This window comes from Photobacterium satsumensis (genome assembly GCF_050336935.1).
Classification (GTDB): Bacteria; Pseudomonadota; Gammaproteobacteria; order Enterobacterales; family Vibrionaceae; genus Photobacterium; species Photobacterium satsumensis.
On record NZ_JAKJSK010000006.1, the window covers coordinates 1,463,582 to 1,476,889 of the forward strand.

General features: G+C 48.2%; 10 protein-coding genes. 4 read left to right on the top strand and 6 right to left on the bottom strand.

Annotation, left to right across the window (positions count from 1 at the left end; genetic code table 11):
* Window positions 1-150: 150 nt before the first annotated feature.
* A complete protein-coding gene (locus L4D79_RS06830) occupies window positions 151-1,035 on the bottom strand; it encodes a LysR family transcriptional regulator (RefSeq protein WP_428651728.1) in 885 nt (294 codons plus the stop codon).
* Complete coding sequence (locus L4D79_RS06835) at window positions 1,031-1,927, bottom strand: LysR family transcriptional regulator (RefSeq protein WP_428649124.1); 897 nt, start codon at window positions 1,925-1,927, stop codon at window positions 1,031-1,033. The genes L4D79_RS06830 and L4D79_RS06835 overlap by 5 nt, the downstream gene beginning before the upstream one ends.
* A 150-nt stretch (window positions 1,928-2,077) precedes the next feature.
* Between L4D79_RS06835 and L4D79_RS06840 the strand changes: the two genes are divergently transcribed.
* From L4D79_RS06840 to L4D79_RS06850, 3 genes are read left to right on the top strand one after another with little or no spacing between them, the layout of a single operon-like run.
* Window positions 2,078-2,293, top strand: coding sequence for a DUF1656 domain-containing protein (locus L4D79_RS06840; RefSeq protein ID WP_428649127.1), 216 nt, complete (start codon window positions 2,078-2,080; stop codon window positions 2,291-2,293).
* Between the two features lie 18 nt (window positions 2,294-2,311).
* On the top strand, window positions 2,312-3,193 hold the full coding sequence (locus L4D79_RS06845; RefSeq protein ID WP_428649130.1) for an HlyD family secretion protein: 882 nt from the start codon (window positions 2,312-2,314) through the stop codon (window positions 3,191-3,193).
* 9 nt (window positions 3,194-3,202) lie between these two features.
* A complete protein-coding gene (locus L4D79_RS06850; RefSeq protein WP_428649133.1) occupies window positions 3,203-5,410 on the top strand; it encodes an FUSC family protein in 2,208 nt (735 codons plus the stop codon).
* A 108-nt stretch (window positions 5,411-5,518) separates the two neighbouring features.
* Here the strand turns inward: L4D79_RS06850 and L4D79_RS06855 are convergent, their stop codons facing one another.
* From L4D79_RS06855 to L4D79_RS06865, 3 genes are all read right to left on the bottom strand, one after another.
* Window positions 5,519-6,523, bottom strand: coding sequence for a succinylglutamate desuccinylase/aspartoacylase family protein (locus L4D79_RS06855; protein ID WP_428651729.1), 1,005 nt, complete (start codon window positions 6,521-6,523; stop codon window positions 5,519-5,521).
* A 110-nt stretch (window positions 6,524-6,633) separates the two neighbouring features.
* Window positions 6,634-8,112, bottom strand: coding sequence for a putative basic amino acid antiporter YfcC (gene yfcC / locus L4D79_RS06860; protein ID WP_428651731.1), 1,479 nt, complete (start codon window positions 8,110-8,112; stop codon window positions 6,634-6,636).
* Between the two features lie 253 nt (window positions 8,113-8,365).
* On the bottom strand, window positions 8,366-10,822 hold the full coding sequence (locus L4D79_RS06865; protein ID WP_428649136.1) for a family 20 glycosylhydrolase: 2,457 nt from the start codon (window positions 10,820-10,822) through the stop codon (window positions 8,366-8,368).
* Window positions 10,823-11,297: 475 nt separating this feature from the next.
* Here L4D79_RS06865 and yidA point away from each other — a divergent pair, with 475 nt between their 5' ends.
* Complete coding sequence (yidA, locus tag L4D79_RS06870) at window positions 11,298-12,107, top strand: sugar-phosphatase (RefSeq protein ID WP_428649139.1); 810 nt, start codon at window positions 11,298-11,300, stop codon at window positions 12,105-12,107.
* Between the two features lie 19 nt (window positions 12,108-12,126).
* On the opposite strand, the gene L4D79_RS06875 is transcribed toward yidA, so the two are convergent.
* The gene (locus tag L4D79_RS06875) at window positions 12,127-12,837 is read right to left on the bottom strand and encodes a hypothetical protein (protein ID WP_428649141.1); all 711 of its coding nucleotides are present in this window, start codon (window positions 12,835-12,837) and stop codon (window positions 12,127-12,129) included.
* Window positions 12,838-13,308 lie beyond the last annotated feature (471 nt).

Here is a 13,308-nt window from a genome sequence, read left to right on the forward strand (position 1 = left end):
CTCTGGTGTATGAAAAACTGCTCCTTAGTTTACGCTTTTATTACCACCAAAAAAGACAACAGTTAACAAAACACTTTCTCACTTTTTGAGAAAGTATTTGTATTATCTAGCCTTAGACTTGGTAACGTACCGACTCTCTAATGGATTGATTTACAAAGTAAGGCGCGATTGGATGAAGTCGAGAAACGCGGTAATGCGCGGCGATGGCGCTGAGTTTTGGTAATACACCGCCTGTACCAGCTCTCTGGGATGAGGAGTCGCTATTGCTCCTTCACACAAGCTGACCAAGCGACCTTCAGCAATATCATTTCCAACCGTGAACTGTGATAGCAAGGTGATCCCTACTCCCCCTAAACAGAGATGACGAATGATTTCGCCGCTGGTCGCAAGGTTAGAAAAAGAGGGCTCTAACTTCTCCCCAAATAATGGCCACCTATTGAGGTGAGGCTGTCCTGAAAAGCCGATCAGCTTGTGGGACAACAAGCTATGGATATCGTGCGGGGCACCATATTGTTCAATATATTCAGCCGAAGCAACAAGTCGCAATGGGCTTCGCCCTAATACTCGCGCATGTAAATTAGAATCCTTGAGCGTACCGACCCTAATAGCGACATCCGTTCGCTTCTCAAGTAAATCAATAATGCTTTCATTGGTGGCCAAGTCCAGCTCAATCCCCGGATAAGCCACCTGAAACGCCTTAACCAACGGGACAATTTGATGCTGCATGATGGTTGTTGATGCATCGACCCTTAGCCGGCCTGTCGGCGCCGATTTTTGCATGATCAACTTTTCCTGTGCATCTTTAATCAGCATTAACCCCGCCCTGACACTTTGCGCAAACATCAATCCTTCATGGGTAGGTTCCACCCGGCGCGTAGTGCGGTGGAATAAACTACAGCCCACGGTCTTTTCTAGATTGGCGACGAGGCGGGAAACTTTGGCTACCTGCATTTCAAGCTGGTTAGCGGCAGCAGAAAAGCCCCCGCAATCAATGACGGCCAAAAAGACTTCTAGTTCTTCGGTTTTCGATTTAATCATCGGAGTGATTCTCCAAAGCCTGACGGACAAATGCCAACAGCGCTGTCAGCCTTGCCGTATTGCGCAATGAGGGGCGATATAGCATATACAAATCAACAGCAGGTAATGAATACTCTTGTAGAATTGGCACCATTTTACCCTCAGCTAGCACGTCAATGACTTGAAATATAGGCTGCAAAGTAATTCCGGCTCCTTCCTGAGCCGCTGCCAGCATTGCCTGCCCACTGTTCATGGTAAAGCGAGAGGTGACTTTGGGTGTGCTAATTTTCTCACCATCAAAGAAACGCCATTTATGAGGAGCATGTGAGAGATTACTCTGTAGACATTGGTGGTGCTCAAGTTCATCCGGATGTCGTGGGGTACCATATCGCTGCAAGTAGCCTGGTGAAGCACATGCTATCATTGGGTAGCTTCGCAATTTAGTGGCGACTAAATAGTCATAACCTTCTAATCTCTCACGAAAGATAATGTCGTAACCCTCTTTCTTCATATCCGGTGGGTTGTTATCCAAGGTAAGGTCGATATCAAGCTTTGGGTACTGTTGCTGAAACTGGGCAATTATCGGTGCCAATGCCTTGATGCCGAAATTCACCCCAGCAGCAATCTTCAAGCTACCGGTGGGCTCGCTCATATTGCGGTAGATATCTTCCTGAGCCGCTTTCAACTCCGCCAGTACTATCTGGCATCGCTGATAATATTGCTCTCCTGCCGCTGTCAGGCTTTGAAATCGGGTGGATTTTGCCAACAATTTTGCACCAATGGATGACTCCAGCCCCCTGACATGCTTGCCCACCATTTGAGCACTGATCCCGCGCTCTTCTGCAACAGCAGCAAATGAGCCTAACTCTACTGCCCGGACAAAAATCTCGATACTGGTTAAGCGGTCCAATAGCTTGCTCCATTATTACCAATTAGTAGATTCTATTTTAATCACCATTAGAAACCAACAGTTTCGATTGTATTCCCTGTTAGTCGATTTATCACAAACCCAATAACCCATAAGATTCACTATCGCTTTCAAGTACCAAGAGAAAAACCTGTGTCGTTTGCTGTTCCCAAAGAGATTGCTTTTGGCGATCTCTACCTTCCCCCACTGCTAGTTGCCGCCTTACTGGGTTTAGTTTGTACCTCCCTGACTGTGCGCTTGCTTAACCGGCTACGCTGGTTCCGCTATGTTGCTAGCCCACCGCTGGTAGAGCTCTCATTGACGGTCATCTACACCGTGATTGTCGGTACCTATGTTTTTCCTTCTTAATTGAACCCGGAGCCTACTTTGATCAAACGTTTCAGCGTCACTATTTGTTTAGTCCTTTTAGCTATCACTGCTATAGGCTGGAAGTACCAACAATATATACAAAACCCATGGACTCGGGACGGCCAAATTCGTGCGCAGGTTATCCAAGTAACCCCTCGAGTAACTGGCCCTATTATTACGCTGCCAACCACTGATAACAGCGAAGTGAAAGCCGGTGATTTGTTGTTCGAAATCGATCCCCGCACCTATCAGGCAGCCCTTGCCAAAGCTGAGGCAAGCGTAGGCCAGGCGCAAGCCGTGCTAAAAAAAGCACAAGATGAAGCCAAGCGTGGCCGCTCTTTATCCCGTCGTCAGCCTGGCTCTATTTCCCAGTTGTCGCTCAATCAGCTAAGCAATGCGGTGGAATCAGCCCAGGCAGGCGTAATGGTGGCTAAAGCTGCCCGTGAAGAAGCCAAACTCAACCTAGGATTTACCAAGGTAACCGCACCGGTAGACGGTTTTATTACCAACCTCACACTAAGAGTGGGCAGCCAGGTCGTTGCTAATCAACCCGTCATCGCCTTAGTGGATAAAAGTAGCTTTTGGATAGAAGGCTTCTTTAAAGAAACCGATATCGAAGATGTGTTAGTCGGTGAAAATGCAGTTGTCACCTTAATGGCCTATGGTGATCAGCCATTGCAAGGGCACGTTGAAAGCATCGGGTACGGTATTGCCCATAAAGATGGTAGTACTGGCGTCTCCTTGCTGCCCAATGTAAACCCCAACTTCCAATGGATCCGACTAGCCCAGCGTATTCCGGTCAAAATTACGCTTGATGATTTACCTGAGGCTATACAGCTGCGTGTTGGGGCGACCGCATCCATCATGATCAACAAATCCCAACCACAAGATACCCTGTAAGGATCCGCTATGCTCAATCAGCGCTGTATCTTGCCACTTAAAGTGGCCACTGCCCTGACTCTGGCCATTGTCAGTGCACTTTGGCTGGGCTGGGAACGCCCTTATTGGGCAGGATTTGCTGTCATTGTCATGGCCGCAACCGAAACCTCTGGGCATTCTTTGAAAAAGGGACGACACCGACTTTTCGGTACCTTGCTCGGTGTATTGGCCGCTTTCACGCTCGTTGGGCTTTTTGCCCAACAGCCACCGGCATTCTTGATTAGCTATAGCGTGTTTGCTGCTATTTGCGTTTATCTTCAAGGCCACCCTCGCAATGGTTATATATGGACGATTTGCCTGATGGTCTGTTCATTGGTGGTCGTTATGGGGAAATTACTCCCCGAGCTGACCTTTTCCATGGCCGTACTGCGGGTACAGGAAACAATACTGGGTATTCTTTGCTTTACCTTAGTGTTCAGCCTGCTATGGCCGAGCTCCAGCCGCCATGTCGTTATATCAACCCTTAAATTGTACTTTGAACATCAATCCAAACAGCTACAAACGGCCATGGCTGAACTGGATGAGCACAGTACCTTTACCAAAAAACTCACCTTCAGCGATAGCCTGAAACAGTTAACCCGTTTGGAAGATCTCCTCTACGCGGCCAGTGCTGATAGCTACCATATCGCCCGTGATCTCCCGCAATGGCAAACACTGCTCAACAAACTGCATCAATGGGCCTTACTGTGTGGGCATTTAGCCGAAGTCAGCACCCTGACAAAAGATAAGATGACGCCTGAACAATGTGCCGTTATCGCTTCATTACTGGAGCGGTTAAACACGAGGGCAAGGAGTGCCTTGGCAAGGCTCGAAGATATACCAGCCAGTGATGGAGCAGATAGTACATTAACACCTCAGGAAATATCACTGCTTGGTTTTGCACCGGTCGATAGCGAACTCGCTAGCTATAGCCATGACCAACATGGTGCAACGATGATGTTAGGCGCGTTGCTTACAGAGATTGATCAACTCCAATTCGATATACTGGCAACACTGACCGAGGTAACCACCAATGTTAAACAAGGTGCTCGTCAAGCCAGAAATCAAGGTGATAGCAGTCCACTTGTTACTTGGTCTTTTCGTCCTGACAGTGCGATCAATGCGCTCAAAGCCTGCTTGGTGATCTGGATATGTATCGCTTTGTGGATATATGTCCCCATGCCCGGTGGCGCAATGATCGTCCTGCTCGGCGCCATACTCAGCAGCGTTGTTCTGTCACTGCCCTTTGCCAATGTCCGAACCTTGCTGTTCTCGATGTTCGGTTGGTCAATGTTTGTCTTGGCCCAATATGTATTGCTGATGCCAATGTTGACAGAGGTATGGCAACTGTCAGCGTTTTATTTCATCAATGCATTTGGGATTTGGTATCTGTTGAACCAACCTCAGCAAGCGTTGCAACGTATGCTGGGAACCCAATTATTGATAATGATGACCAGCGGTGCGATGCAACTCACCCCGGTTTACGATATTCAGTCCGGCCTGCTGCAGTTAATGCTGATCGGTATCGTGATGCTCGTTGTCTTCTTCGTGCACCACGTTGTGTTTCCCGGTACACCTGAGTCGACGTTCTTGCGTGACTTAAGCCGTTTCCGTACAGGGTTACAACGTGATCTCCAAACATACATCCAACCTGACGTTACACATGGCAGTCAAGGTATTTGCCCAGCTCGGAAGGGGGGTGTGATAAGAGTGGATCCACTGCGGGCAGTGGCGATGGCAGAAAACGCAGCAAACAGGATTAACTGGACGGTTTACCCTGAAGTTGATGCAATAAGGGTACAAGCGGTGATCACCAATGCTTATCAAGCCTGTCTTCTGCTTCGTGCTTTCGAGGATAACTATAAAAAATGGCAGCATTCATCACACCACCATGCGTTGGGCGTGCTGATAACTAGCACCATCACTACGCTGAGCGCGATTTTAGCCAATACCACGGTTAGCGAGGAAATTACGTCACATCAGCACAAGCTTGATGCCTTATTACGTGAACTGCAGCGCTACTTGCTCGGGCTGGACAGGGAGTCGGTTTTGCAATTTGCCCTGACTCCAGAGGATGTTGATGCCAGCTACCGACTGTTTACGTCTTTGAAGCTACTGATCGACTCACTGAAGACGCTGGGGATTAATGTGCAAAACAGCCAAATCCACCACCTACGCCTGCAGCCATTTGCCATATAGCGCCGGTATGAAAAAGCCACCGGGCCTCCCTATAATGTAAAGGTCTCGGTGGCGATACTGACGATTTGGTGCGTTTAATATTGGCTAATGTTAGGGCTCGTTAGGCTGTTACTGAACCAGCCTCACTAGCAAGGTGCCCGGCTCGCGCATCGGATCGAGATTGACACTCAGCACATAGCCAGTAGTCGGTGCGTGGTAGCGTTGTATCTCATCACCAAAACTGTCGTACTGAACCGCAACCAATTGGCCCATTTCAACCCAATCACCTATCTCTACCTGCGGCAAGGCAAAGCCACCGAGCGTCGCACGTACCGTGAAGATCTGCTTGCCCTCATAACATTCATGTTGTCGCTGGCTAGCTTCCCCTTCCAGTATCCCTTCCGACTTAAGAATATTGAGCACCCCATCGAGCGAGCGGGCGATCATGTCAGGCTGCAGCACCTTACCCGCACCTACCTCGACAGTAATAGACGGAATACCACTGCGGTTCCATACAGTTTCCAGTACGCCCTCATCACCCGGATCATCAAAAATACAATCAGGGTTCATCAAACGCGCCATTTTGACAGTTTGCGGAATACGGTAGTCTGCGAAAACATAAAGCGGATAGGCTGCACCACGCGTTTGGGTATGCAGATCGATCGCGATATCAGCATTGTGAGCGAGCAAGTCGTACCATATTGATGCGATATAACGCTGGGCAGCATCCCCTTCTGGGTTGCCCGGAAAAATCCGGTTCAAATTGGTCGGTGAAGCATCAGGATCGGACATAATAAAGTCGCGAGTATGCATCAACATGCCAGACACATTCACCGTCGGGACTATCACTACCGTCCCCACCACCACTTGCTCAGCAAGGTGCTGGATCACTTTTTGTGCAGTGATGACCCCATTTAGCTCGTCACCATGCACCCCTGCCGTGATCATCACTTTCGGCGCGTTGGCCGTCTGCTCGCCGCGGTAAACCACTACAGGTAGGTGCCAGCTTTGGCCAATACCATTTTCTTGGGGACGAAACCAAAAACGATGGCAACCCACAGGCAGTTCGTCGACATCCAACCGAGTGATCACCTGATGTCCCTGCAAAACGTCATCGGTATATTGGGTTTTCATTTCCGCCATACTTTCCATCCCCATGTGTACGAAATTTATAATCTACAAAAAATAGTTTGCAAAAAAATGGGCAGTTTCCTGCCCATTCACTCTAATCGATTATTCTGCTGTTACGCAAAACCTGTTATGTGTGCCGTTACAACAATCACGCTCGACAGTACAAACAGCAGGGCAATAAAACGCCAAACGAACTTCGCCCAGTCACCCCAGTCAATACGACATACACCCAGCGTTGCCATCAGAGAAGCTGACGTCGGTACGATGATATTGGTGAAGCCATCACCGAGCTGGAAGGCCAACACGGCAACCTGACGGGTAACACCAGCCAAATCCGCGAGTGGTGCCATCAGCGGCATCGTCAGTGCAGCCTGGCCAGAGCCAGAAGTCACGAAGAAGTTAAACACCGACTGGAACACATACATCAACCAGGCTGCCATGACCTCCGGTAGTGAGCCGATAACGTTACCTGCACTGCTTAAGATAGAGTTCAAAACGCTCGCTTCGGTTGCATCACCGCCACCACCGAGGATCAGCAAGATCCCTTTGGCACTACCAACCAATAGTGCAGGTGCCAACATGATGCTTGCGCCCTCTTTGAACGCATCGGCCATATCATTGACCGTCATACCATTGAGGCGGAAGATCACACCGATCAAACCGGCGACAAAGCCCATGGTAAAGAACTGAGAGGCAATTTCAGGAATGTACCAAGCATGTGCTACCACGCCCCAAATCACCCATACCATGGTCGCTACAACAGTGAACATGACAAGGGTATCACCCAAGTTCCAGCGAGATGAGGTTACAGACGCATCTTGATTTTTGAAGTGGACATCACCTTTGATGCTGAAAGACTTGGTTGGATCTTTTTTCACCCCATTGGCATACCACATGGTGAAGGCGATACCGATAATGGTAAACATGATCCAAAGGCCAATACGTACAGATGCACCAGACAACACAGGAACACCAGCGATCCCTTGGGCTACTGCGACCGAAAACGGGTTCATCCATGATGCAGCAAAACCAATCTGGGTCGCAACGTACGTAACCATTACGGTCGTAATGCCGTCATAGCCGATCCTAACCATTAGCGGGGCGATGATAATCGCGAACGCGACCGCCTCTTCACCCATACCAAAAACAGCGCCACCCAGTGAAAATAGGGAAAATAACACAGGAATAAATAGGGATTCGCTGCCCTTGGTCCGGTCAATCAGGCGCAAAATACCGTTATCAATCGTACCGGTACGCATCACGATGCCAAACGCACCGCCGATCACCAGCATAAACATGATAACGCCGATCGCCGAGCCCCATTTCGAACCAGACACCAAGCCTTCGAACACGAAGTTCATTAGGCCAATTCCACCGCCACTGGCAAACAATCCGACACTGTTGTAGACCAGTTCGCCCTGCTCATCGGTTGCGTAGGTGAACGACTCAGGATCCAGTACCGTACGGGTCTTTTCTGCCCCGTCGGCTATGTAGGAGATATCTTGGGTTTCAAACATACCTGCCGGTACGACATAGGTGATTGCCGTCGCCAACAGGCCAATAAAAAAGATCAATACCAGGGTATCTGGCATTTTCCAGGTTTTGTTTTGGACAACGTCCGATGTTGTATCGCTCATTATTATTCTTCATCTACCGCTTAAAAATGAAGAATAAAATATCGTTAATTTTGCATATAATGTCAATTATATTTTTCATAATTGATAACTTGCCACTTTTATCACTGCTATGAATGATTTGTTTTTTGATAAACTCCACACTAATAAAAAACGCGCCCTTAGAGGCGCGTTTTCAAATTACATTTCAATACAATGAACTAACCGCTCATTATTTGCCGCTGTTAGATTGCATCACTAACATTTCTGTTGGTTTAACAATCGCCACAATCGCTTCATCGTAAATTTTTGCAGCATCATTCAATTTAACTAGGTATTCATTTTGCTCTTTTTCGCTGACAGACTGGTTTTGCTCCAGTTTAGCGATAAGCGCCAGACCCATTTCAGCCACTTCGATTGTCTTCTCCGCAATGATCACACTGTCTACCGAGGCGACATTTGCAGCAAAAATCGGCTTAGTTTGCTGGGCTGCCTGCAGCACCGTTTCGTAATGCCCCTTCAAGGCTTCCAGTGCCTCACTGTTACCTTCGGCATATTGGTTGACTAGTTTTACCATATCGTAAACGGCATGGCTTTCAACTGGCAGCGCATCGACAAAACGGTTCAGACGCTCGTACTGGTTATACAAATCACCATGGTTCGGTGTCTGGATCCACTTCTCCCAGTTACGTGCATAGTATTGAGCAGGTTCGGTGTACTCAGCCAATGCCACCAGCGGCTGAACATCTTGACCATTTGCCAGACGCTTGTACATCATCATGGCTTTGTTGTGGTGCTGCAGGCCAAGTGAAATTTCAGACCAGTTATCAATAGCCGCCATACGCTTGTACATGCTGTCTTCATCTGTCAGCTCAACCGGTGACCAGAATCGCTCGGCAATCGCATAGCTACGAGGCCAGAGACGGTTTTCAACCGTCATCGAGTCGTAGTTCTCTGCCCATGCCGTAATTTCACCGCCTAAGATCAGTTTCTGCTCTTCCTCGGTCAAATCAGCAGGGTAACCGCCATTTGGCTCAGGGATCACTGAGTCCTCAATCTCGGTACCTGCAATCAACTTACCTGTGGTCGGCCAACGCACGTTGCCGATAAGCTGGTAGCTGTTGCCAGCCAACTCACCGCCATCAAAGGCAAGGTTGAACTCGGTATAAGACATGAAGTTATCGAAATGGCCACGGAACACTTTGCCCGGCACGTATTCAAGAATGTAGACTTCTTCACGTGACTTACCGTTATAATCGGTAAACGCACGGAAGTTGCCGTCTGTATCTTCGATAATCGTAATTAGGCCCTTACGTGGTCCACCTTTGGTACGCGGTTTCTGCCACTCGTAAGTCGCGAATGTCTCACCGGCGTGCAGCTTATCATCCACCGTAATACCTGTTGGCATTGGATCGTTACGATAGTGGTAGCTGGTTGGCTGCGGCTGATCGAGGTAGTAACCCGTCGACAAGATACCCTGGTAGCCTTCTTTTGCTGCACGGCCAATACTGTCATGCCCTCGCCAGCTCTGGATCACAATCGAGGTCGGTAGATCTTTATGCCAGATCTCATCCCAGCCAATCATCTTCTTACCACGCTCGTCGAGCATTTTTTCAACGCGTGAATTGAGGTATGACTGTAGACCGTGGTTGCCGTCTAGCCCTTTTTCTTTGATATATGCCTGGATCTCTTCGCTCTCAGTCCACTGAGCATAATTTGGCTCATCACCACCGATGTGGAAGTACTCATCTGGGAATAGCTCAACCACTTCATCAAAGACTTTGCCTAGGAAGGTGTATAGTTCTGGGTTAGTCGGGTCCATTAGAGGAACAAATACCCCCCACTCACGTTGGTGCGAGTAGCTTTGCCCTTCCCCACCAGACATCAGTTCTGGGTAGGCATGAGCAACCGCCGAAGCATGGCCCGGCAGCGAGATTTCAGGGATCACTCGGATACCCAAGTTACGCGCGTATTCCACCACACCACGGATTTCATCTTTGGTGTAGTAATCGCCATCCGAAGTCATCTGCCATAGTTTCGGGTAGCTATCTAGCTGAATACGGATCGCCTGATCATCCCAGATATGCCAATGGAAAATGTTCATCTTCGCCGACGCCATCGCATCTAACTGACGCTTGATCACATCGATTTCAACAAAATGACGAGACGTATCGTATGACACACCACGCCATGGGAAGCGAGGGGTATCTTCAATGGTCACTTCCGGCACAAAGTAACCCGTGCTGTTGGTTTCGACTAGCTGAAGCAAAGTTTCGATACCACGGATTGCACCGTAAGGACGCTCGGAAGCCAGCACAATCTTGCCGTTCTTAGCCGTCAGTGTATATGACTCGTCCGCCTCAACGGTTTGGACTGCTGTTTTCGGTGCTTGCTGGATATCAATCACCAGCGTCGCTTTATCTTCGCTATCCACATACGGGTTTAGCATTGGTACACCGGTTTGGCGCTCTAAACGCTTCAGCAGGCGTTTGGCGGTAAACGCAACACGCTCAGACTGATAACCTTTAATGAATACCTTGAAATCACCGTCAATTTCGACCTTGCCTTCACGAAGTTCAACAGAGTGCGGGTAGGGCATTAGATTCAAATCGGTATTCGGAGCCGCGGCATTCACAGCTGGCGACAACATGGCTCCCATTACCAACGCAGACAAGATCGTTTTTTTCATGATCATTCCTCAGACATACTCATCATTATTTATTGGGGCTGGTATCCACATGTATTGGGGGACTGGATACCATTCACACTCACCCCTTGTCAGATGCCGAAATATTAAATTCGCCAAGCGAATTAAACAGTGAGAAAAACCACAAATCCCCGTACGTTGTTTGATAGTTTCACACATTTCATGGATGGAAATGGTGATATAACCTGATAAAACAATCACTTATTACATGTTAGAAACCAAGATCGAAATAAAGGTGTTTTATGATTTAATTCAAAAACTTATACCTTTGTCCCATTTCCAGATAAGTAACAAACTGTAACGCTGGCCCCCTTAATGTTTGACGCCCTATTTATGTGATTGACACATATCAACCTAACGTTGAAATGTCACAGTAACATCATCAAAGGGTGTCGAGTTGATCACAAAAATTGATTAGTATGCGGGTTCTAAAATTTTTCACTGATTGGACGAATCAATGTACAAACTGGTTGCTCTTGATATGGATGGCACATTGCTTAATTCGCAAAAAGCCGTTTCTCCACGAACCAAACAAGCTATTCAGGCCGCACGCGACAATGGTGTGCAAGTGGTGTTGGCCTCAGGCCGCCCACTAGAAGGCATGACCAAATACCTTGATGAACTGGGTATGACTGGCGAAAATGATTACGTCCTCAGCTACAACGCCTCATTGGTACAACGTGTAGAAAGCAAAACAGTGATCCGCAAGCAGATCATGACAGGCCGTGATGCCAAGAACATTGCTAGCCTAGCCAATGACTTCGGTACTTTCATCCATGCCTTCACGCCGGAGCGTGGCCTGATCACCCCACAGAACAACCCATACACCGAGCACGAATCTGTGATCAATGGCGTACCAACTACAGTGCTTGATTTTGCTGAGCTTGCAGATGACGAAGAAGTGATCAAAGTGATGATGGTCGCCGATCCTGACGTTCTTACTGCGGCTATCAACCAACTACCTGAAAGCCTGTACTCCCAGTACACGGTTGTCCAGAGTGCCCCATTCTTCCTTGAACTGATGAACCCGAATAGCAACAAAGGCACAGGCGTTGCCATGCTTGCCGAGCATTTAGGCCTAGATGCCAGCGAAGTGATTTGCATGGGCGATGCAGGCAACGATCACCACATGATCAAATACGCCGGCCTTGGTGTTGCTATGGGTAATGCCACTGACGATATCAAAGCGATTGCCAACCACGTGACCGATACCAACGACAACGACGGTGTCGCCAAAGTGATTGAAGAGTTTGTACTCAGTAAATAACCAATAAAAAAGCGAAGGTCTACCCTTCGCTTTTCTTTAATTTAATCAACCGATCTCGCTCATTGGTTGCACGGGTGCGGATTTCATGCATCACATAAGTTTGCTGATCACGTGTCCACGCCTGGCCGGAGTCAGGATCAAACTGACGCGGCATTTCTAGACCTTGTGGCAGAAAGGCATCAATGCCTGCATCACGCGCGGTATCGACAGTACGCAAGCTATGTTCGAAAAAAGCGACAACGGCTGTTTTTCCCATATTCGCAACACTCCCTGCCATGAAGACTGCTTTTTCAGCGACCCCCATGGTACAGAGGTATTTCATCGTGCCTTTACCGGAAAAACGGGGATAAATCGCATTAAGATCATGTACAGGGATCCTGCTACCAATCGCCTCGGCCACTTCCCACTGGGCATACACAGGCACGCCTGTACGCCGATATAGGGAAACCACCGTATCCGCAATCGCTTCATTCATTGGCCCTGGGTGCTGGTTACCATTCTGGGCGGTTCGATTGCCAAACGAAAAGGCGAGAATACTCTCCACCAGTTCAACCGGAACAGATTCAGCCTGCCAATTCAGCAAGTAGTCCATAAAAAACTGAGCAGTTTGATTGGCAACATCCTTATTGTTCAACTGCTTGTTAAGCCTGTCAGCAATTGCTTGCTGCAATTGCTCATCACTCAGCGACTCGATAGGATCGAACGTCGGCTGATACATCATCGCTGCCATAACTACATCAACTCAATAGAATAATTGAAAACGCCTAAGACGGTTTTGCTGCGTGATAACGGGAAAAAGCATGCATAACAGCTATAGGCCAGTAAATACTTTGCTACAGCCTAACTGCCAAACTTTACAGCGGGATGTAACAAGAAACGTCATCCCGTCCGGTGGGATGGGTTTTATACCCAAACTACTTCAATATGCAGGTTCAGCGAGAATTTATAAGCTTATAGACAAGTCATTGTTTTGAAGATCTAGTGGCTCTAAATCAAGAAACAATAACGCTGTATATGAGCTTAGAAAACTCGCCCTTTGGGAGGGTGTCAGCCCATTCACTCCTTCTTTGAAGCTTTTTGAAAGGGACTGCCATTCCTGCAAACCTTCGCCTTGGATTGAAGGGGCTGACAACCCTCTGAATCCTGCACCTTGAGGTAACTTGGGTATAATACTCACAGCTTAGTGATTGCGAATACTTTT